This window comes from Tundrisphaera macrotermitis (assembly GCF_051175315.1).
In the GTDB taxonomy this organism is placed as follows: domain Bacteria; phylum Planctomycetota; class Planctomycetia; order Isosphaerales; family Isosphaeraceae; genus Tundrisphaera.
This window is the reverse complement of record NZ_CP195100.1, coordinates 6,632,507-6,653,001: the sequence shown is the minus strand read 5'-3', so window position 1 is coordinate 6,653,001 and position 20,495 is coordinate 6,632,507. Positions and strand designations below refer to the sequence as shown.

Below are 20,495 nucleotides of genomic sequence, written 5' to 3'. Positions count from 1 at the left end.
CGCATGCGAGAAACCCTCGCCCTGGCGGTCGAGGAACCAAGCCAGGCGGGCGAGGCACGCCGGGCGGCCACGTCGATGGCCGCCCGCGCCGGTTTCGATCCGACCGGCCAGGGGAAGGTCGCCCTGCTCGTCACCGAGATCGCCAACAACCTGGTCCGACACGCCAGCCAGGGCGAGCTGATCCTCCGCGTGCTGTCGGAGGGCGACGACGCCGGGCTGGAAATCCTGTCGCTGGACAAGGGGCCGGGCATGGCCGACGTCCGCCGCTGCCTCGCCGACGGATTCTCCACGGGGACCACCCCCGGGGTCGGCCTGGGCGCGGTGGTGCGGATGTCCGACGAGTTCGACATCCATTCGGCCCCCGGCCAGGGGACCGTGATGATGAGCCGCTGCTGGACCGGCCCCCGCGACCGGACGGCGGGGGGCCTGGAGGTCGGGGCGGTCTGCCGTCCCATCGCCGGCGAGGTCATCTCCGGCGACTCCTGGATGGCCCGGGAATCCGACCCGGTGCGGTCCCTGGTGATGGTCGCCGACGGCCTGGGCCACGGCCCGCTCGCCGCCGACGCATCGCTGGCGGCCATCAAGATCTTCGCGCGGACGCGGAGCTCCGCCCCCGCGGAGATCCTGCGCGAGGCCCACGAGGCGTTGCGGGGGACCCGCGGCGCCGCCGTCGCGGTCGCCGCCGTCGATCGCGGGCGTCGCGAGGTGGCCTATGCGGGGGTCGGCAACATCTTCGGGATGATCCTCGCCCCGTCCGGGCGTTCGGGCCTGGTCTCGCACAACGGGACCCTCGGCGCCGACGCCCGGAAGTTCCAGGAGTTCACCTACGCGTGGCCCGAGGGGGCGATGCTGGTCATGCACTCCGACGGCCTGACGACCCAGTGGCGGCTGGATCGCTCCTCGGCCCTGGGGTCGCGGGACCCGTCGGTGGTGGCCGGCGTCCTGTATCGCGACCATACCCGGGGCCGGGACGACGCCACCGTGGTCGTGGCCCGCGACGGCGACGGCGGCCAGCCATGACGGCCACCCCGATCCTCACCGTCGAGGTCCGCGACGAACGCGGCGTGGTCCAGGCCCGCCAGGGGGCCCGCCAGGTCGCCGCCCGCTTCGGGTTCGAATCGCAGGACCAGGTCAGGATCGCGACGGCCATCTCGGAGGTCGCCCGCAACGCCGTCCAGCATGCCGGCGGCGGCCGCGTCGAGCTGCTCGCCGAGGGCGACCCCGCCCGGGCCCTGATGGCGCGGGTCATCGATTCCGGCCCGGGCCTGGACGAGTCGAAGCTGGGGGCGGGAGGGCTGTCCGGGGCCCGCCGGCTGATGGACGGGCTCCGCATCGAATCCGCCCCGGGGCAGGGGACCACCATCATCCTGACCAAGGCCCTGCCCAGGCGATCCCCGGGCGTGACCGCCCGCGACGCCGCGCGGATCGCCGGGGAACTGGCCCCGGACCGGGCGGCCGACCCGTTCGAGGAGCTGCGCCGCCAGAACCGCGAGCTGCTCCGCGTCCTGGACGACCTCCGGGCCCGGGAGGTGGAGCTGTCCCTGCTCAACAGCGAGCTGGAGGAGACCAACCGGGGCGTGCTGGCCCTCCACAAGGAGCTGGACGAGCGGGCCGAGTCGCTCAAGAAGGCCGGCGAGCTGAAGACCCGGTTCCTGGCCAACGTCAGCCACGAGTTCCGCACCCCCCTGACCTCGATCCTCAGCATCGGCCGCCTCCTGATCGACCGCACCGACGGCGACCTGAGCACCGAGCAGGAACGCCAGGTCTCGTTCATCCTCCGGGCGGCGCACGACCTGACGGGTCTGGTCAACGACCTGCTCGACCTGGCCCGGATCGAGGCCGGCCGCGAGACCGTGTGGGCCGAGCCCTTCCGGATCGAGGACATGTTCGGCGCCCTGCGCGGGATGCTCCGCCCCCTGATCCCCGCCGGGGCCCCCGTGGAACTGATCTTCGAGCCCGCCGACGGCCTGCCGATCCTCCATACCGACGAGGCGAAGCTGGCCCAGATCCTCCGCAATTTCCTGTCCAACGCCCTCAAGTTCACCGACGCGGGCGAGGTCCGGGTCCGGGCCGACCAGCCCGAGCCGGGCCGGGTCCGGTTCCGGGTGAGCGACACCGGGATCGGGATCGCCCCCGAGTTCCACGCGCAGATCTTCGAGGAGTTCGCCCAGGTGGATAGCCCGATCCAGAGGCGGGTCAAGGGGACCGGCCTGGGCCTGCCGCTGACCCGCAAGCTGGCCGGGCTGCTGGGCGGGACCGTCGGCGTGGAGAGCCGGCCCGGCGTCGGCTCGACCTTCTGGGCCACGGTGCCGATCGCCATCGAATCCAGCGGCGAGGCCGGCCCCGCACCGCTCCCATCGAGGGCCGAGCCGTGACCGACCCGACTCCCATCACGATCCTCAACGTCGACGACAATGAGGCCAACCGCTACGCGATCACCCGGATGCTCCGCCGGGCCGGGTTCGCGTCGCTGGAGGCGGCCAACGGCGAGGAGGCGCTCCGCCTGGTCGCCGCCAAGCCCGACCTGGTCATCCTCGACGTCAACCTGCCCGACATCGACGGCTTCGAAATCTGCCGCCGGATCAAGGCCGACCCGGCGACCGCGGCGATCCCGGTGCTGCACATGTCGGCCAGCTACATCCTCAGCGAGGATCGCACCCGCGCCCTGGACGAGGGGTCCGACGGCTACCTGATCCGCCCGGTCGAGCCGCCCGAGCTGATCGCCACGGTCAAGGCGCTGCTCCGGGTCCGGTCGGCCGAACGCATGGCCCGGGTGGTCGCCCGCCAGTGGTCGACCACCTTCGACGCCATCGGCGAGGCGATCTGCCTGCTCGACCCCTCCGGCCGGCTGGTCCGCTCCAACCGGGCCGCCGACGAGATCCTCGGGCAGGGCCCCGGCGCGCTACTGGGCAGCCCGCTCCGCGAGATGGTGGCCGACCCCGCCGCGGCCGGGGACCTCCGGATCGGCGACCGCTGGTTCCGCGTCGGCGTCCACCCCATCCTGGACGACGAGGACACCACCGCCGGGGTCGTCTGCATCCTGACCGACATCACCGAACGCCGGCGGCTGGAGGACGAGCTCCGCCGCCGCGCCGACGACCTGGCCGAGGCCGACCGCCGCAAGGACGAGTTCCTGGCCATGCTGGCCCACGAGCTGCGCAACCCGCTGGCGCCGATCCTCAACGCCTTCGAGGTGATGCGGGCCGAGACCGGCGGGGAAGATGCCCTGGCGCCGATCCGACAGGTGGGCGAGCGCCAGGTCCGCCACCTGGCCCGATTGGTCGACGACCTCCTGGACGTGTCGCGGATCAGCAGCTCCAAGATCCAGCTCCGGCTGCAGCCGCTCGACCTGCTCGACGTGGTGGACCGGGTGATAGAGACGATCCGGCCCGCCATCGAAGGGCGCGGCCACTCCTTCCTGGTGCGGCCCTGCCCCGGCCCGCTGCCGATGCGGGGGGACGCCACCCGGCTCGAACAGATCCTGACCAACCTGCTGAACAACGCCTCCAAGTACACCGAGCCCCCCGGCCGGATCGAGATCTCCGTCGGCGTCACCGACGACCAGGCGGTGGTCCGGGTCAAGGATTCCGGCATGGGCATCCCCCCCGAGATGCTCACGCGGGTCTTCGACCTGTTCGCCCAGGCCGATCGCGCGCTGGACCGGTCGCAGGGCGGCCTGGGCATCGGCCTGACCCTGGTCCGCCGCCTGGTCGAGCTCCACGGCGGGTCCGTCTCGGCGTCCAGCCCGGGCCTGGGCCGGGGGAGCGAGTTCGCCGTGTGCTTGCCGCTGGACGCCTCGGCGATCGAGGCGGCCGGCGACGGCCCGAAACCGGCCAACTCCGACGCCCCCCCCCGGGCCCGGCGGATCACCGTGGTCGACGACCAGGCCGACGCGGCCCGGATGCTCGCCCGGCTCCTGAAGGGCCGGGGCCACGACGTCCGGGTGGCCTCCGACGGGGCCTCGGCCCTGGAAACGACCCGGGAGCACGGGTCCGACGTGGTCCTGCTCGACATCGGCCTGCCCGGCATGGACGGCTACGAGATCGCCCGGAGGCTGCGGGCCCGGCCTGGCGGCGAGGCGCTGCTCCTGATCGCCCTGACCGGCTACGGCCGCGACGACGACCTCCGCCAGGCCCGCGAGGCCGGCTTCGACCACCACCTGGTCAAGCCCACCGACCTCGAATCGATCGAACGACTGATGGAATCCTCACGCGGAGCTTTCTCGAAATCGCCATGACCGGACCCCTGCCCGTTTCCCCGCCCTGCGGCGTGCTCAACCTCAACAAGCCGTCCGGGATGACCTCGCGCGACGTGGTCGACCTGGTCTCCCGCCCCCTGAAGAAGGCGAAGGTCAAGGTCGGCCACGCCGGGACTCTCGACCCGCTGGCCTCGGGGGTCCTGGTGCTCTGCCTGGGCGCCGCGACCCGCCTGATCGAATCGGTCCAGGCGATGCCCAAGACCTATCGCGCCGAGATCCGCCTGGGTGCCACCAGCGACTCGCTGGACGCCGACGGGCAGATCACGGCCGTCGAGAATCCCCCGATCCCCGACGAGACGGCGGTCCGGGCCGCCCTGGCCGCGCAGGTCGGGACCATCGACCAGGTGCCGCCCCAGGTCTCGGCCCTCAAGGTCGGCGGCCGTCGCGCCTACGACCTGGCCCGCGAGGGGAAGGAGGTCGCGCTGGCGGCCCGGCCGGTCCAGGTTTACCGGATCGAGCTGCTGTCCTACGCCTGGCCCCGCCTGGAGATCCTGGTCGAGTGCGGGAGCGGGACCTACATCCGGTCGATCGCCCGCGACGTCGGCGAGGCGCTGGGCTGCGGCGGGCTGATCGACGTGCTGGTCCGGACCCGGATCGGTTCGTTCCTCCTGGAGGAAGCCATCGACCCGACGGGCCGGGACATCGCCGAACTCCTGGCCCATCTCCGCCCCATGGCCGATGCCCTGGGCGACCTGCCCCGCCTGGTGCTCACCCCCGAGCAGGTGGCCGCCGTCGGGCAGGGCAAGGCCCTGGTCGCCGACCGCGTGGCCGGCGCCGCCGGCGGCGGCGGAGAAGTGGCGCTGCTCGGCCCCGACGGGTCGGTGGTGGCGATCGGCGAGTACGATGCCCTGGCCGGCCGGGGCCTGATCCGCCCGAGGCGGGTCCTGGCCGGGGCCAATCCCGGCTGATCCGGGAAATCCTTCGAACCTGCGGGCCCCCGGGGACGAACCTCCTGTGGCCGTCAGGTGTCCACTTGATGCCATAGGGTGGTCGGCCCGATCTTCGTTGACGCGATCCGGCCCGCGGGCCTAGAATCGCGGGACCCGGAATGTCGTCGCCCGATCGCCCCTCCTTCTTCCTCTTCGAGGTACACGCCCACTTTGATCGAAACCAAGAGCACCGAGCGTTCGGACCGTCGCGAGAAGGCGGTCCTGGTCAAGGTCCTCCTCTCCGACGGCGAGTACGCGGCCGACGACCCCCTGGAAGAGATCCGGGGCCTGGCCAAGACGGCCGGGCTGATCGTGGTCGGCGGGATGCTCCAGAAGCGCCATCAGGTCGACATCGCCACCTATATCGGCTCCGGCAAGGTCGAGGAGCTCAAGGAACTGGTCCTGGCCCACGAGGCCGACCTCGTGGTCTTCGACAATGACCTGGGCCCGGCGCAGACCCGGAACCTGGAGAAGTCGCTCGGCGTCAAGGTGATCGACCGGACCGAGGTGATCCTCGACATCTTCGCCACCCGGGCGTCGACGCACGAGGCCCACCTCCAGGTCGAGCTGGCGCAGCTCGAATATGCCCTGCCGCGGCTCAAGCGGATGTGGACCCACCTGTCGCGCTACAAGGGCGGCATCGGGGTCCGGGGCCCGGGCGAGAAGCAGCTCGAAGAGGACCGCCGGCTCGTCACCAAGCGAATCCGCGACCTCAAGGACAAGCTCGGCAAGGTCGAGTCGCGCCGCGAGCGCGAGGTGGCCGGGCGTGCCGACGTCGCCACGGTGTCCCTGGTCGGCTACACCAACGCCGGCAAGAGCACCCTGATGAATGCCCTCACGTCGGCCGGCGTGCTGTCGGAGGACAAGCTGTTCGCGACCCTGGACACCCGCACCAAGCGGTGGAAGTTCAAGGGGGGCGGCTACGTCCTGCTGTCGGACACCGTCGGCTTCATCCGCGACCTGCCGCACTCCCTGGTCGCCTCGTTCAAGGCGACCCTGGAAGAGGCCCGGCAGGCCGACCTGCTGCTCCACGTCGCCGACGCCTCCAGCCCCGAGGCCGAGGCGCAGATCACCGCCGTCAACACCGTGCTCGAAGAACTGGGACTGTCCGAACAGCCGACCATCCTGGTCCTGAACAAGGTGGACAAGGTCACGGATCGGTCGTTCCTGGATGTGCTCAGGGCCCACCACGACGACTCCATCTCCATCAGCGCCGCCAACGGCGAGGGGCTGGAGCGGCTGGAGAAGGCGGTCCGCGAGGTCCTGGACGAGCGGGCCCTGGACGCCGACGTCGAGACCAGCGTCGGCAACGGCAAGGTCCTCTCCTACCTGGCCCAGCACGCCACGATCCAGAACCGGAGCTACGACGACGACCGGGTCGTGGTCCAGTGCCGGCTGCCCCGCCGCTGCCTCGACTTCCTCCACGAGCACGGGGCCCAGGTCCGGACGTCCAGCGGCGAACGGCTCTACGTCTGATCCGGGTCAACAATGCGAAAGCCCCCGGAGGTCCCACCCGCGTGGGGCCTCCGGGGGCTTCGTCGTCGATGCCGGGCTTCAACCTTTGACGGAGGTGCCGACCGGCGTCGCGGTGGCTTCGCCGGCCTTGCCCTTGGCCAGTTCGATGATCCGATCGCGGGCCTCCGAGAGGTCGCTGAAGATCGTGGTCGCGCCGACGCCGGCAAGGCGTTCGGCCGCGGCGGAGATCTTCACCGATCCGGCGTCGTCATCGCCGGAGACGCCCCAGCGACCGACCAGGATCGGCAGCCTGGCGAACCGGGCCCGGAGCCGGCGGGTCAGGTAGCAGGCCGCCGTCAGCCCGTCCGGGGGCAGGTGCGAGATCAGCACGAAGGAGGGATCCTCCTGCTCGACCCGATCGACCGTCTTGAGCGGGGATTCCACCGTGTCGGCGATCTCCAGCTTCAGGCCGGACGGCACCAGCAGCACCGCCAGCATCCGCAGGACCAGGACGTCGGTGGCGTCGTTGGCCGGCAGGGCCAGGATCGACGGGCACGGGCTGTCCTCCTCGGCCTTCGCCGCCCCGCCCGCCGGGCCGGTCTCGACCTGGCAGGCGTCGACCTTCGCGAGGATCGCCAGGCTGACCTCGGGCTCCTCCATCAGGTCGTCCAGGATGTCCGCGATCACCCGGTGGATGAACGCCTGCTCGCGCTCGTCGATGTCGCCGGAGGCGTAGTCGCGCTCGGCCATCGAAAGGGTCGGCACCAGGACCTTGTCGAAGACGTCGGCCCGGGTGTGCAGCTTCAGCGACTCGTCGACCACGCCGGTCGCGCCATCCTGGTCGGTGGCCAGCAATCGCTGGTAGAAGCGGACGCCGGGATCGAGGTCGACCTCCTCGTGGAGGAACGTCGCGAAGAACTTGAGGCTGGGGACGTACTTGCCCAGCACCGCCAGGCAGACCGTCAGGGGCGTGGAGAGCAGCAGCCCCAGCCCGCCCCACAGCCAGGTCCAGAACATGGCCGAAACCAGCAGCGCCAGCGCCGAGACGCCGGTCGACTTGCCGTAGATGATCGGCTCCAGGACCGCGTTGGCCAGGACTTCCAGCACGCCGAACACCACGACGATGCCGATCGTCGTGCCATAGCCATCGGTGCTGGCGAACGAGAAGATCACCGGCAGGATGAAGGCCGTGGCCGCCCCGACGTAGGGGATGAACCGGAGCGAACCGGCCAGGAAGCCCCAGAGGATCGGGTAGGGGAGCCCCAGCGCCCAGAGGCTCAGGCCGATCACCGTGCCGAACATGGTGTTCACCGCGGCGAACATCGCCAGGTAGCGGCTGATCCGCTGGCCGACCTCGCCGAGCGTCCGGGTGGTCAGGCTGATCCGGCCCCGGCCGAACAGGCGGATCAGGCGATCGCCCATGTCCTCGCGGTGGATCATCAGGAAGATGACCAGGATCAGGATGATCGAGGCCGTGCCCAACGCCTCGACGTACGGGCCGGCCAGCTCCAGCAGGCCGCCGCCGAAGTCCTCCTCCTGGACGACCTGGACCTTGGGGATGGTCTTCATCGGCTCCAGGGCGGCCTCGGAGGCATCGCTGTCGGCGCCCTGTTCCGCCCCCCGGGGGGACAGGATCCGGCCGATGTTCTTGACGAAGTTGGCCACGTTGGTGATCGTGTTGGCCCGACCCGGCTTCAGGGACTTGGCCTTCTCCTCGATCCGACTCTGATACTTCGGCAGGTCCTCGGCCAGGTGGTTCAGGTTCTGCCCCACCTGGTAGCCGATGAATCCCAGGGTGCCGAGGACCAGGACGACCGTGATCACCGTCGCCGGGACCCGCGGGATGCCCCGCCGCTCCATCATCTTGGAGATCGGCACCATGGCGAATGCCAGCAGGATGGCGAGCGCCAGCGGCCGCAGGACTTCCGATGCGAAGTAGAGGAAGCCGATGATGGCAAAGAGCAAGAACGTGATCACGATGGGATGATCCATCGCGGAGTTGCGGCGATGGGCGGGCAAGGTACGGCTCCGGCGTCGGGATGGGTTGGTGGGGACCGGGGGAGAGGTGATGGGGAGGTGGCCCCGGGCGACTCGGGCACGCCCGGGGCGGATCGATCATGCCGGGGCGGATCGCCCGAGGCTCAGAGCCGGGGGTCGACGCGCGTGGAGCGGCGGACGCCCAGGACGGGCACCGGGACGGGCAGGTCGCCCGAGCCGATCAGCGAGCCCAGGATCACCGAGATCATCGACAGCACGATGCCGGCCAGCGAGTACCAGGCCGCCTGCCGCGAGGCGTCGGCCAACTGGTCGCCGGCCCGACGGATGGCCGGGTCGTTCAGGTCCCCCTTCACCTGCTCGGGAAGGCTGGTGGGATTGTTGCGCAGGGTGTCGATCCGCTCTTTCAGCGTGGTCTGGATCTTCTTGGCCTGCTCGTTGTCGACGCCCATCTTGGTCAGGTCTTCGACGAACTTGTCGCCGCCCACATCCGAGCTGTAGCGGTCGACGAGCCGCTTGGCGGCCCCTTCGTCGGCCGCCGCCGACGGGTCGTCGTCCACCACGACCACCGCGCCCGAGGCGGCGTTCATGATCGCGCCGAATCCGGCGCTGAAGCCCGAGCCGATCAGCCAGAACATCCCGACGAAGAGCACGCCCCAGAGGATGATCCCGTAGAGGACCGCCTCCAGCTTGCTCTCCCCCACGGCCAGCCGGCTGGTCGCCCACCCGCCCAGGAACATCGAGAGCAGCAGCGAGACGATCACATAGATCGTGGTGCCCAGGCCGAGCGGCACCGACTCGGCCATGCGGGGCCGCCGCGACACTTCCAGGCCGACGGCGAGGCCGATGAACGAGAGCAGCAGGTAGACCGACAAGGCGACCATGGCCCCGGCGGCAATTGCGCCCCAGCTGACCCGGCTCTTGACGGCCAGCAGGTCGGTGGCTTTCAAACTTGGCGTGGTCGATGACATGAAAGATTCTCCGCGGCGCGAAGGCCGGCGCGTCGTCCCCGTCCGGGGGCCGCTCTCGGCTTGATCCAGGGTGATGGTATGAGAATGGACATCAAGCGAATGGCATGCCCGTGCCCACCGATCCCGCGACGCAGGACGCGGGACGCCCTTCCCTGGTCCGCTCCGTGCCGCTCCGTGCGTCACGGCGCCGATGCTCCGGAGATCCGGCGGGGATCTGCTTCCCGGCCGGGCAGCGGGGTTCCCGCCGGGGTGCGGCCGCGGGGTATTGGCGTCTGATTTGCGTGATGTAGCCGTCGTATGGTCCGAGGCGATCGTTATCTTGCCGGGGAGAGTTGCCGATGTCAGCGGGATATTATGGCGATGGTCCGCGTGGTGCGTCCGCCGGACAGCTGGCGCGATGGGCGATCGGCCTGGTCATCGCCCTGGTAGGCGTGGCCATGTACTACCTGCGGACCGAGGTGAACCCGGTCACCGGCGAGAAGCAGCACATCGCCATGAGCGTCGACGAGGAGAAGGCCCTCGGCCTCCAGGCCGCCCCCGAGATGGCCGCCCAGATGGGCGGGGTCATCGACCCTCGCGATGACCCGAGGGCCATGATGGTCTCCGAGGTGGGCCGCCGCATCGTCGCCCGGAGCGACGCCAGCAAGAGCCCCTACGTCGACAATTTTCATTTCCACCTGCTCGACGACCCCAAGACGATCAACGCCTTCGCCCTGCCCGGCGGGCAGATCTTCATCACCCGGGCCCTGTACGAGAAGCTGGAGAACGAGGCCCAGCTGGCCGGCGTGCTCGGCCACGAGATCGGCCACGTCATCGAGCGCCACTCCGCCCAGCAGATGGCCGCCGGCCAGCTCGGCCAGCTCCTCACCGTGGCCGTCGGCGTCGGCGCCAGCGGCGGGGATGACGGCGGGCGCAAGGCCCAGATGGCCTCGGCCATGGCCAACCAGATGATGCAGCTCCACTACAGCCGCGGCGACGAGTCGCAGGCCGATAGCTTCGGCCTCAAGGACATGGCCCAGGCCGGCTACGATCCCCGCGCCATGCTGGACGTCATGAAGGTGTTGAAGGCGGCCAGCGAGGGGAGCAGGCAGCCCGAGTTCCTGCTCACCCACCCCCTGCCGGAGACCCGGCTGGAGGCCATCCAGCAGGCCATCGACCAGGCATACCCCAACGGCATCCCCGCCGAACTCACCAAGGGGCGACCCCTGTCCGGCTCCTCGGCCCCGCCTCAATCGGCCGAGCCCCGCCGCAAGTTCGACTTCGACCGTCCGCAGTGACAGGCCCCGACGGCGGATCGCTCACCTGGATTCTCGGCTGGCAGGGCCTTTTCGCCGTGGTACAGTCGAGGGAGGAGGTGACCCATGCCGAGCCTGACCGTTTCCATCCCCGAGGCGATGAGAGCGTTCGTCGAATCCGAGATGGCGGAGGCGGGATACGCTTCGCCGAGCGAATACGTCAACGTCCTCATCGCCGAGGCCCAGCGCCGTCGGGCCCGGCGAGAGCTTGAGGCGAAGTTCCGCGAGGCGGAGGAGGGCGGCCCGGCCGAGCCGATGACCCCGGAGGCATGGGCCTCGCTCCGCCGGCAGGCACTCGACGGGCTCGCCGGAGAGGCGATCCTTCCGTGAAGCGATGCCTGCGACGCCCGGCGGCGGACCGCGACCTGATCCGGCTCTACCGCTGGTTCGCGCGGTCTTCCGGGCTCAGGGCCGCCGATCGTTTTTTCCGGGAAGCGGAATCCACCCTGATCCGGCTTCAAGGCGTGCCGAACCTCGGCTCGCCGTATCGGGCCGAAGACCCCGCGTTTGGGTCGCTGCGTTTCTGCCCGATTTCACGCCACCGCAGCTATCTGATCTTCTATCGAACGATCCCCGATGGCATCGAGGTTTATCGGATCCTGCACGGAGCACGCGACATCCATGCCATCCTGTCCGACGAACTCGGGATCGACTCTGATCTGAGAGAAGATACGGATTAGGGGACGGCAAAGCCCAGTTGCCTGAGAATCGTCGTGAGGGCCATCAGGGGCACGCCGATGATCGCCGTCTGATCGTCCGATCGGATCGACTCGAACAGTGCGATGCCTCGCCCCTCGATCTTGTAGCTCCCGGCGCAGTCGAGGGGCCGGTCGGCCTCGACGTAGCGGCGGATCTCCTCCTCCGTGAGCCGCCGCAGGGTGAGTTCGGTGACGTCGGTGTGGGCGTGGACGGTGCCCCCCCGGCCCACGGCCAGGGCCGTGATCAGCTGGTGGGCCCGGCCCGACATCGCGGCGAGCTGGGCCTCGGCCCCTTCGATCGTGCCCGGCTTGCCCAGGACGCGGCCATCGAAGGCCACCAGCTGATCGCCGCCGATCACTACGGCTTCGGGTTCCATCTCGGCGACGCTGGTCGCCTTGGCCGCCGCCAGGCGTTCGGCGAGTTCGCGCGGGTGGATCGAGCCCCACTCCCGCTTCAGCGCTTCCTCGTCGACCGGCGGGGCGACGCAGCGGAAGGGGAGGCCCAGTCGTCCCACCTGGGCGCGGCGATAGGGGGAGGTGCTGGCCAGGATCAATTCCATCGGACGAAATCCCCTTCGTGGGCCCGATCGGGCGAAATCCGTTTGGCCGGAGCGGGCCGACCTGGGACAATCATCCCCGCATCGAGGGGGAGATGCGACGCACCCACGACCCCACGAAGTGCCGGGATGACTTTCTCATGATGATGTTGCGGGCTTTCCTGATGGTGGCGTTGATCGGTCCAGTCGCGGCGCCCGAACCGGCTCGGGGCGGAGAAGGGGACACGCTGGAATCGCGGCTGATGCCGCTAATCCAGGCCCACAAGGGCAAGGTGGGCGTCGCGGTCAAGAACCTCAAGACCGGCGAGTCGTTCGCCTATCATGACGACGTGCCGATGCCGACCGCCAGCCTGATCAAGTTCCCGGTGATGGTCGAGGCGTATCGCCAGGCCGCCGAGAAGCAGGCCGACCTCGGCAAGATGATCACCCTGACCAAGGCCGACAAGGTCCCGGGCTCGGGCATCCTGACGACCCACTTCTCCGACGGGGTGACGCTGCCGCTCCGCGACGCGATCCACCTGATGATCGTGTATTCGGACAACACCGCCACCAACCTCGTCGTCGACCAGATCGGGATCAAGTCGACCGCCGACACGATGGAGAAGATGGGCTACCCGAACACCAAGCTCCACTCCAAGGTCTACCGCCGCGACACGTCCGTGTTCCCCGAGCGGAGCAAGCAGTTCGGCCTGGGCAGCACGACCGCCGGGGAGATGGTGCGGCTGTGCGAGGCGCTCCACAAGAAGGAACTGGTGAGCCCCGAGGCCAGCGCCGCGATGCTCGACCACATGCGGGCCTGCGACGACAAGGACAAGTTCCCCCGGTTCCTGCCGCCCGGCACCAGGGTGGCCTTCAAGACCGGCAGCGTGGACGCTTCGAAGACCGCGGCCGGGATCATCGAGACCCCCGGCGGGCCGGTGGCCCTGTGCGTGATGACCGACGAGAACGAGGACAAGCGGTGGGTGGCCGACAACGCCGGCAACAAGCTCTGTGCCGAGGTCGCCCGCGAGGTCTACGACCACTTCAAGGCCAAGGGGGAGCCGAAGCCGTCGGCCGGCCCCTCCGACAAGCCGTAATCCACGACCACCGACCCAGGCCGACCGGAGGACGATGATGGGTTTCTTCAACGCTCTGAGACGGATCATCACCGACGACCGGCCCGTGGCCAGGAACCTCGACCCGCGCGAGATCGAGGCCCGTTATCACGACGACTCCGGGGAGGCCGACGAGGCCCCCCTGCCCGAGGCCCCCCCGTTCGAGTCCGGCAAGTACGACCGGGCCCAGTGGGCCAAGAAGGTCAAGCGCGTCCTGGAGGAACTGCCCGACTCCCGCCCGCAGTGGGATGACCTGGTCGCCGAGGCCAGGTCCATGGGCTTCGAGCCCGGCTGGGCCCACCGCTGCCAGGTCGACGAGTTCCACCTGATGCTCCGCCGGATCGTCTCCGACCGGGTCGTCACCGAGGCCGAGCATCGCAAGCTCGACCTCGCCCGCGACCTGATCGGCATCCCCGAGGCCGAGGCCGTGGCCGCGCTGGAGAAGATCGTCGCCGAGGCCGAGTCGTTCTTCGGCGACAAGGTCGAGGGGGCCTGACCCGGGCCCCGGGCCGAACTCCGCGATCGGCCGGGGGATGTGGCGAAAAATCGCCGGGATGATGCCGGGCGAATCCTTCACATTGAGCCCGGCATTTTTCGGGGTTAAGATCCGAAATACAACCCGGAATCCGAGCTTTCACGCAAGGCCGAACGATCATCGCGGCTTTTGCATCGAGGTCCATGCGATGGCTGTCAGTCTCATCCGGAAGGTCGGCCGGAAGGTGAAATCCGTCCTGGCCCCCCTCAAGCTCAGGCGGCAGATGATGCCCCTGGTCCAGGCCACCCGCTCGCTCGAAGGGAAGACCGGACTGGAGATCGGCGGCCCGACACGGTTCTTCAAGAAGGATGGGATCCTGCCGATCTACCCCATCGCGACGCGGGTCGATAACGCCAACTTCGCCCACGCGACGGAGTGGGAAGGGGCGATTGCGGAGGGCATGACGTTCCAATTCGACGAGGGTCGCCCGCCCGGCCGTCAGTATGTCTGCGAGGCGGCCGATCTCGCGCCCATCCCCTCCGCATCCTACGACTTCCTCCTGTCATCCCACACCATCGAGCACCTGGCCAACCCGCTCCGAGGCCTGGAGGAGTGGAAGCGGGTCTTGAAGGATGACGGCCTCCTCATCCTGGTCGCGCCTCATCCTGAAGGGACCTTCGACCACAAGAGGCAGCCGACCCCGTTGGCCCACCTCATCGAGGATTACAATAACGGGACCGGCGAGGACGATCTCACCCATCTGGAGGAAATCCTGGCCCAACACGACCTTTCTCGCGACCCCGGGGCGGGAGATGCCGAGAAATTCCGCCTGCGCTCGCTCGAGAATTTCCGGAATCGCTGCCTTCATCAACACGTCTTCAATTCGCCGGCCATCGTCGCCCTGGTCGATCATGCCGGATTTCAGATCCTCGATGTTTGCGCGAGTCGTCCCTTCAACATCTTCGTCATCGCGCGCAAGCTCGCCGCAGGCAAGCGTCCTGATAATCGAGCCATCCTCGCGCCGGATGCCCCATATCGGAAGAAGAGCGACTTTGCTTCCGACCGCATGTCGAGATGAGTCCCGACCCGATCCGATCGGTTTTTCCTGGACCGAGACGGTTGGCAGGAGGATCCTCGCCTTCGGAGCCTGACGAGAGGGAAGTCGATTCGGTCGACCTTCCCCGGCGACTCGTCGCCGCATCCGTCGTCCGGGAAGCCCTGCCCATCACGGTCGAGGTCAATCCGCCCTAACCCTGCTCATCGTGGAGCGTCTCGGGCAGGGCCTGCGGCCGGCCGTCGCGGTCGACGCAGGCGAGCGTCGAGTGCCCCTCGGCCAGCAGCACGCCGTCCCGCATCAGTTCGTACTTGTGGATGATCTTGACGTGCGTGACCCGCTCGACCGTGGTCCGCAGCGTCAGGAGGTCGTCGTAGTAGGCGGGCCGCTTGTACTTGCACCCGAGGTCGACGATGACCAGCAGGTGGCCGGCGTCCTCCATGTCGCGATAGGTCAGCCCGCGGCGGCGGAGCAATTCCGTCCGGCCCATCTCGAAGTAGACGAAGTAGTTGGCGTGGTGCAGCAGCCCCATCCGGTCGGTCTCGGCATAGCGGACGCGGACCGTGATCTCATCGCTTTCGTTCATGCTCACTCCTGGCGGGCGGCGACCCGGGGCACGGCCCGGGTGGTGACGACGAGCGGATACGGGTCGAAGTCCCACTGCTCCCGGCACGGGCTCCCGGGCTCGAACCCGTCGGCGATCCAGGCCCGGAACCGCTCGGGCGAATGCTCGGCCTTTTGGGCGTTGAGCCAGGCCTCGTAGCGTTCGAGATGGCGGAACGTCACCACGCCGTCGCCGTATCCGGTGTAGAGGTAACGCAGGGTGAACTGCTCGCGGGCATCGGCCAGCGTCGAGCCCGGCCGCAGCAGCTCCGCGAACGCGCAGGTGATCCCGGTCCGTTCGGAGCCGTGGAAGCAGTGGACCAGGATCGGCTTCTCGGCCCGGTCCAGGATCTCCAACAGCGCCCGGGCCTGGGCCCGCGACATCCACTCGCACGACGACAGGGCCATGTCCACCTGGGTGCCGCCCGCCGCCAGGGTCGCGGCCCGCTCGTCGCGATACCAATCCGCCTCGGGGTGGGCCCCCCGGAGATTGAGCACGGTCTTGATCCGGTGGTCGCGGAGTTTCGCCTCCAGGGAGGCTCGGCCCAGCTGGCCCGATCGGTAGAGCTGGCCCGGCCGGATCGCGGCGAAGTTGTCGCCCAGGAACAGCCAGGCGGCCAGCCCGGCGGCCACCAGGCCCGCCAGGGCGACCGATCGGAGCGCCCATCGGAGGCGCCGGGGAATCGTCATCGATCAGGCTCCTTGCCTCGCCCCGAATCGGCTCGCGGCGAACGCTTCGATCTGGCGGAGGTCGGCGTGATCCGACTTCGGCCGGGCCCAGGGCAGGGCGGAGACCTCGGCCCAGGCCTGCGCGGCGGTCCAGCCCTCGTGGCGGATCCGCAAGGCTGCGTGGGCCAGGCTGGTCCGGTGATGCCCGGCCACGCAATGGAAGAAGACCGGCCCGTTGGCGGGGTCGGCGATCAGGTCGGCCGCCTCGGCCATCTGCTCGGGCGTGGCCTTCGAGCCCCGCATCCGCACGAACCGCCAGGCCACCCCGGTGTCGCGCACGACGGCGATCTGCCCGACGTATTTGGGATCATCGGCATTGATCGCCGTCAGCGTGACGATCGTCCGGATCTGCTCGCGGGCGATGATCCGCCGCAGCGGCTCGGGCCCCTGCCAGGCCCCCCGGATCGCCCGGCCCGGGTGGACCACGGCCACCCGTTTCTCGAACCACTCGTCGCGGCGGATCGCCACCACGGCCCCGCCCGCCGTCGCCCCGGCGATCATCCCCAACCCGAGCCGCATCCATGCTCGTCGCTGCACGCTCGATCCTCCCCGGCCGAATCGCGCGGGATTCCCTCCCCGACGACGGCGGGGAATTGTAGCCGACCGACCCCGGGTGGCAATCCCAACACCGGGAAGCCCGCCCCCGCGAACTCGATCTTGTGAACCGGCCGGGACTCACCTAACATCAAGCCGATCGGGTCGCTTCTCGGGCCGGGGGATCGAGCCATGCCAGAGGAACTTGGCGGCACCATACCGCTCGGAGATTTCCAGAGAGATCACCCGGAATTCCTGCGCAAGTTGAAGGAATCGGGTCGCCCCGTGATCCTCACCGTCGACGGCAAGCCGGAGATGGTCGTCCAGGATCCGGAATCCTACCGGCGTCTCGTCGAACTTGCCGAGCGGGCCGACCGGGCGGACGCCCTCCAGGCCTCGATCGATGATCTGCACGCAGGTCGGGTTTCCTCGGCCGAGGAGATGCTGGCCGAGATGCGTGCCATCCTCGCCGAGGTCCAGGATCGGTGACGTATCGCGTCGTCGTCACCGCCAGGGCTCGCGTCGATGCGGTGCGGGCGTTCCGCTGGAAGGCAGAAGATTCGCCCCGGGCCGCGGCCCGATGGTATGACGGGCTGGAAAAGGCCATCGCCGACCTGCGACGGAATCCGGATCGGCATCCCCGGGCCGAGGAGGAGTCGGAGCGCACCGGGATCGACCTCCGGGAATTGCTCTACGGTCGCCACAAGAACGTCTACCGCCTCCTCTTCTCGATCGAAGGCGAGACGGTCGTCCTCCACGAGGTCCGACACAGTTCGCGGGGCCCGATGGATCACGAAGACGAAAGGGACTGATCGGGTCGCCCCGAGACCGGAGCGGCTTCGGTCACTCCGACAGCGCCCCGGCCTCCGCCTCGACCGGCTCGGCGTCCTCGACCTCGGCGCCGGGGTCCAGGCCGAATCGGGGGGCCATCTCGGGGGCGTAGCGGATCAGATCCTTGCGGACGCGGAGCAGGGCGAGGTCCTTGCTCTTGGCCTCCAGCATGATGTCGAACTCGATCCCGTCGACGATCCGCAGGAAGGTCACGAACTCGAACGGGTTCACGAAGTCGGCGTGCCCGGTCCAGACCGGCGGCATCAGCACGGTGGTGGGCTTGCCGGTCTTGCGGTCCTTCCGCTTCATCTCCCGCATCTCGGTGCGGGGGGACGAGTAGTGGAACTTGGGCCGGACCCCCTTCGGCCACGTCTTCGCGAACCGCTCCACGGTCTCGCGGAGGTCGAGCCGCTCCGGGTTGTGGCACCAGTAGTGTTGGTGGTCGAAGATCAGGGGGACGCCGGTCCGTTCGTGGATCGCCAGCACGTCGGCGGCGCTGTAGCGGAGGTCGTCGTTCTCCAGAACCAACCGGCGACGCACCGGCTCGGGTAGGGTCGGGAAGGTCTCCGCCCAGCGCAGGCCGCCGGCCACGCGGTCGCCGTAGGTCCCGCCGGCATGGACCACGATCACGGCCTCCGGGCCCTGCTCCATCCGGTCGAGCATCTCCGCCTGGGCCAGCAGGTCGGCGATGCTTTTCTTCACGAGGGCCGGGTCCGGGCTGTTCAGGACGATGAACTGCGACGGGTGGAATGAGAGCCGGATGCCCCGCTCCCGCGCCACCCGGCCGAACTCGCGTAGCTCGGCGTCGCACTCGGCAATCTGGCCGTGGAACTGGGGCAGGTCGGGGTGGGTGACGTAGGGTGCCAGGTCGGACGACATCCGATACATCCGGATGTCGTGCTTGTCCAGGTGATCGAGGATCGCCCGGACGTACTCCAAAGACGTCCGCAGGTGCGGCCCGCTCTGCCACCGCCTTGCGTCGTTGCTCTTGAGGTCCGGGGCCCCCATCACCTTGACGGCGAACCCCAGCTTGATCGGCCCCCCGTCGGGCCCTCCGTTCGTCGTCGTCGTGGCCAAGCGTGTCCGTCCTTTCCGGTCCCGACCCATGCCGGCCCCGGGCGGAGGGCGGCACGCCCCTGCGTCGCATTCGTCGGGCCAAACCGGGGCCGATCCCCCGATCAATCCAGGGGGTTGGCCGGAAGCGTCTCCCCCCCGTCGGGCGTGGCCAGGGCGCGGAGGATCTTCGGATCGATGCCCTCCCGGACGAACCGCACCGAGCCGTCGGCGAACAGGAAGTTGGCCCCGCCCGGGTTGCTCAAGAAGGATCTGGTCGTCCAGGGCGAGCCGAAGCCGTTGGGCGATTTGTTGATGCCCAGTTTGATGTCGCGAAGGTTCCCGGGGTCGCCCCAAGGGCGGAAGTTCCCGCCGGCCTCGCCCGCCAGGATCGTGTTCGACACTCCATCCCGGAATTTGCTCGGGCGGAGCCTCTTGGAACTGCCGAGGACCTCAACATTCCCGGCATAATGGCTGGGGGCCAGTCCGTTAGGGAGCAACTCGCGACCGAACCCCGGATTCCGCAGGATGGAGATCGGGGTCCGCAAGACGGGCCGGTTGGCCGGATCATCCCAGGGCCGAGCCATGTCGATAGCGTCGAACAGTTCCTGGTTGTCCAGGTAGGGAAGGCAGCGTGTGATCCAGCTTTGAACCGGGTATTCCGGCGGCACGGATGCGATCAGCGTGGGGAGCTTGCCTTCCCGCATCTCGTATCCCTCGAGTGCCAGGCCGACGTTGTGGAGGTTGCTCGCCGAAGACATCCGATGCCCACAGCCAGTTCTCCGGGGATAAAAGGCGGGAATCAAAGGGAAGCCCGAGAGGCCGAGGGCGACGAGCAACACAAGCATTTGCAGTTTCTTGATCGTCATGGGTCGCCTCCCTATCGGGGGATCATCGCGTGCTGGGTCCATGATACCCGCGATGTGTCGCATCGTGGGATCGATCCGAGAAACCTGCTGTTGAGTGATCAGGCCGAGAGGGTCCGGGCCGGTAAAACGGACAAAATCGGCGATCCGGGCAGAAAGTGTGTTTAAGCCGCCCCTCGAATCAGAATCTATCGTTCGGAGACCTTGCCCGACCGACGCCATTCCGATCGAGGACGACGCATCATGAATGTTTCCCCGGCGAAGAGCGAGGCCAGCATCCCCGGCGCGGCAGAGCCCTGCGGGCCCGGATCCGAATCCGGGAAGTCCTTCGCCCGGGCCGAATCTCCACGGCACGGGACGGCCGGCGCCGTCATCGGCCAACCCGCCCGCGATGCCGCCGAGGTCGAGCGACTCGCCGCCGCCTTCCGCGCCGAGTTGAAGCCGATGGGCGAGGTGGGGGATGTGCTCGTGCGGCGGATGGCGGTGCACGCCGTCCGGATGGATCGGGCCGTGGTGCAGGAGACCGCCGCGCTGACCGCCCACGTCCGCGAGGCGACCCGGGCGTTCATGGCCTCCCCCGACCGCTACGCCGACAACGCGCGGACGCTCCGGACCGAGGCGGCCCATCGGGCCCTGTTCGATGCCACGAAGGAGGCGATCCTGGCCCGGAAGCACGAGGCCGCCTCGGAGCGGGCCTTCCACAAGGCCCTCAGGGAGTTGCGCCGGATGCGGGCCGAGGCCGACCGGCTCGCCGAGGCGGACCCGGGCACCTCGGAATCCCCCGCCGAGGTATCCGCGCCGTCCGGCAAATTGGGTTCGTTTTTCCCGGCCCCGTCCATGCCCGAAGCGTCGGCCCCGAAGCTGAAAGCGGCCCCCGCCATGCACCGAGACTTCGCCCTGACCTCGGCCTTCCTGGGCTGGGAAGCCGGCGAGGACGGACGTTGCGACATCCCCATCGCGGTGGGCCGGGCCCGCTGATCGGGCCGAAGGGGAGCACGTCGGCGACCTCAGGCGAGGCCGTTCGGTGGCGTTCCGGTCGACCCGATCCGCATCGCCGACGCCGATCGGGGCAGATGGGAGCCAAGCGTCCCGAATGTT

General features: G+C 69.2%; 22 protein-coding genes. 14 read left to right on the top strand and 8 right to left on the bottom strand.

Annotated features, from left to right (window positions below):
• Positions 1-3: 3 nt before the first annotated feature.
• The 5 genes from TA3x_RS26890 (at position 4) to hflX (ending at position 6,663) form a co-directional block, all read left to right on the top strand.
• Positions 4-1,020 (top strand): SpoIIE family protein phosphatase, encoded by a 1,017-nt coding sequence (locus TA3x_RS26890; protein ID WP_435017758.1) that lies wholly within the window; start codon positions 4-6, stop codon positions 1,018-1,020.
• On the top strand, positions 1,017-2,375 hold the full coding sequence (locus TA3x_RS26885; RefSeq protein WP_435017757.1) for an ATP-binding protein: 1,359 nt from the start codon (positions 1,017-1,019) through the stop codon (positions 2,373-2,375). The genes TA3x_RS26890 and TA3x_RS26885 overlap by 4 nt, the downstream gene beginning before the upstream one ends.
• On the top strand, positions 2,372-4,237 hold the full coding sequence (locus tag TA3x_RS26880; RefSeq protein ID WP_435017756.1) for a response regulator: 1,866 nt from the start codon (positions 2,372-2,374) through the stop codon (positions 4,235-4,237). The genes TA3x_RS26885 and TA3x_RS26880 overlap by 4 nt, the downstream gene beginning before the upstream one ends.
• Positions 4,234-5,166 carry a tRNA pseudouridine(55) synthase TruB gene (gene truB / locus TA3x_RS26875; protein ID WP_435017755.1) on the top strand — a complete coding sequence of 311 codons (933 nt, stop codon included), beginning with the start codon at positions 4,234-4,236 and terminating at the stop codon, positions 5,164-5,166. The genes TA3x_RS26880 and truB overlap by 4 nt, the downstream gene beginning before the upstream one ends.
• Before the next feature lie 192 nt (positions 5,167-5,358).
• A complete protein-coding gene (gene hflX, locus TA3x_RS26870) occupies positions 5,359-6,663 on the top strand; it encodes a GTPase HflX (RefSeq protein WP_435017754.1) in 1,305 nt (434 codons plus the stop codon).
• A gap of 78 nt (positions 6,664-6,741) precedes the next feature.
• Here hflX and TA3x_RS26865 read toward each other — a convergent pair whose 3' ends face one another.
• Together TA3x_RS26865 and TA3x_RS26860 are read right to left on the bottom strand one after the other, a co-directional pair.
• Positions 6,742-8,619 (bottom strand): AI-2E family transporter, encoded by a 1,878-nt coding sequence (locus TA3x_RS26865; protein WP_435017753.1) that lies wholly within the window; start codon positions 8,617-8,619, stop codon positions 6,742-6,744.
• A 164-nt stretch (positions 8,620-8,783) separates the two neighbouring features.
• Entirely contained in the window at positions 8,784-9,608 is an 825-nt protein-coding gene (locus TA3x_RS26860; RefSeq protein WP_435017752.1) for a hypothetical protein, read from the bottom strand.
• 338 nt (positions 9,609-9,946) lie between these two features.
• Here TA3x_RS26860 and TA3x_RS26855 point away from each other — a divergent pair, with 338 nt between their 5' ends.
• The 3 genes from TA3x_RS26855 (at position 9,947) to TA3x_RS26845 (ending at position 11,583) form a co-directional block, all read left to right on the top strand.
• Positions 9,947-10,885, top strand: a complete 939-nt coding sequence (locus TA3x_RS26855) for a M48 family metalloprotease (protein WP_435017751.1) — start codon at positions 9,947-9,949, stop codon at positions 10,883-10,885.
• A gap of 84 nt (positions 10,886-10,969) precedes the next feature.
• Positions 10,970-11,233: a ribbon-helix-helix domain-containing protein gene (locus tag TA3x_RS26850; protein WP_435017750.1), complete on the top strand. Its 264-nt coding sequence runs from the start codon at positions 10,970-10,972 to the stop codon at positions 11,231-11,233.
• Positions 11,230-11,583 (top strand): type II toxin-antitoxin system RelE/ParE family toxin, encoded by a 354-nt coding sequence (locus TA3x_RS26845; protein WP_435017749.1) that lies wholly within the window; start codon positions 11,230-11,232, stop codon positions 11,581-11,583. The genes TA3x_RS26850 and TA3x_RS26845 overlap by 4 nt, the downstream gene beginning before the upstream one ends.
• Here TA3x_RS26845 and TA3x_RS26840 read toward each other — a convergent pair.
• Positions 11,580-12,161, bottom strand: coding sequence for a Maf family protein (locus TA3x_RS26840; RefSeq protein ID WP_435017748.1), 582 nt, complete (start codon positions 12,159-12,161; stop codon positions 11,580-11,582). The genes TA3x_RS26845 and TA3x_RS26840 overlap by 4 nt on opposite strands.
• 92 nt (positions 12,162-12,253) lie before the next feature.
• On the opposite strand from TA3x_RS26840, the gene TA3x_RS26835 reads away from it, so the two are divergent.
• From TA3x_RS26835 to TA3x_RS26825, 3 genes are read left to right on the top strand one after another with little or no spacing between them, the layout of a single operon-like run.
• Positions 12,254-13,234 (top strand): serine hydrolase, encoded by a 981-nt coding sequence (locus TA3x_RS26835; RefSeq protein ID WP_435017747.1) that lies wholly within the window; start codon positions 12,254-12,256, stop codon positions 13,232-13,234.
• Between the two features lie 34 nt (positions 13,235-13,268).
• A complete protein-coding gene (locus tag TA3x_RS26830; RefSeq protein ID WP_435017746.1) occupies positions 13,269-13,748 on the top strand; it encodes a hypothetical protein in 480 nt (159 codons plus the stop codon).
• 37 nt (positions 13,749-13,785) lie between these two features.
• The gene (locus TA3x_RS26825) at positions 13,786-14,805 is read left to right on the top strand and encodes a methyltransferase domain-containing protein (RefSeq protein WP_435017745.1); all 1,020 of its coding nucleotides are present in this window, start codon (positions 13,786-13,788) and stop codon (positions 14,803-14,805) included.
• Between the two features lie 169 nt (positions 14,806-14,974).
• On the opposite strand, the gene TA3x_RS26820 is transcribed toward TA3x_RS26825, so the two are convergent.
• The 3 genes from TA3x_RS26820 to TA3x_RS26810 are packed head-to-tail and all read right to left on the bottom strand — an operon-like array spanning position 14,975 to position 16,650.
• Entirely contained in the window at positions 14,975-15,367 is a 393-nt protein-coding gene (locus tag TA3x_RS26820; protein ID WP_435017744.1) for an acyl-CoA thioesterase, read from the bottom strand.
• A gap of 2 nt (positions 15,368-15,369) precedes the next feature.
• Positions 15,370-16,074: a tyrosine-protein phosphatase gene (locus TA3x_RS26815; RefSeq protein WP_435017743.1), complete on the bottom strand. Its 705-nt coding sequence runs from the start codon at positions 16,072-16,074 to the stop codon at positions 15,370-15,372.
• A 3-nt stretch (positions 16,075-16,077) separates the two neighbouring features.
• Entirely contained in the window at positions 16,078-16,650 is a 573-nt protein-coding gene (locus tag TA3x_RS26810; protein ID WP_435017742.1) for a hypothetical protein, read from the bottom strand.
• Between the two features lie 189 nt (positions 16,651-16,839).
• Between TA3x_RS26810 and TA3x_RS26805 the strand changes: the two genes are divergently transcribed.
• Positions 16,840-17,136, top strand: a complete 297-nt coding sequence (locus tag TA3x_RS26805) for a type II toxin-antitoxin system Phd/YefM family antitoxin (protein WP_435017741.1) — start codon at positions 16,840-16,842, stop codon at positions 17,134-17,136.
• Positions 17,133-17,459, top strand: coding sequence for a type II toxin-antitoxin system RelE/ParE family toxin (locus TA3x_RS26800; protein ID WP_435017740.1), 327 nt, complete (start codon positions 17,133-17,135; stop codon positions 17,457-17,459). Before TA3x_RS26805 ends, TA3x_RS26800 begins: the two co-directional genes overlap by 4 nt.
• A 31-nt stretch (positions 17,460-17,490) precedes the next feature.
• On the opposite strand, the gene uvsE is transcribed toward TA3x_RS26800, so the two are convergent.
• Together uvsE and TA3x_RS26790 are read right to left on the bottom strand one after the other, a co-directional pair.
• Positions 17,491-18,555: a UV DNA damage repair endonuclease UvsE gene (gene uvsE, locus TA3x_RS26795; RefSeq protein ID WP_435017739.1), complete on the bottom strand. Its 1,065-nt coding sequence runs from the start codon at positions 18,553-18,555 to the stop codon at positions 17,491-17,493.
• A gap of 101 nt (positions 18,556-18,656) precedes the next feature.
• Positions 18,657-19,292, bottom strand: coding sequence for a DUF1559 domain-containing protein (locus tag TA3x_RS26790; RefSeq protein WP_435017738.1), 636 nt, complete (start codon positions 19,290-19,292; stop codon positions 18,657-18,659).
• A 348-nt stretch (positions 19,293-19,640) separates the two neighbouring features.
• On the opposite strand from TA3x_RS26790, the gene TA3x_RS26785 reads away from it, so the two are divergent.
• Positions 19,641-20,375 carry a hypothetical protein gene (locus TA3x_RS26785; RefSeq protein WP_435017737.1) on the top strand — a complete coding sequence of 245 codons (735 nt, stop codon included), beginning with the start codon at positions 19,641-19,643 and terminating at the stop codon, positions 20,373-20,375.
• Positions 20,376-20,495 lie beyond the last annotated feature (120 nt).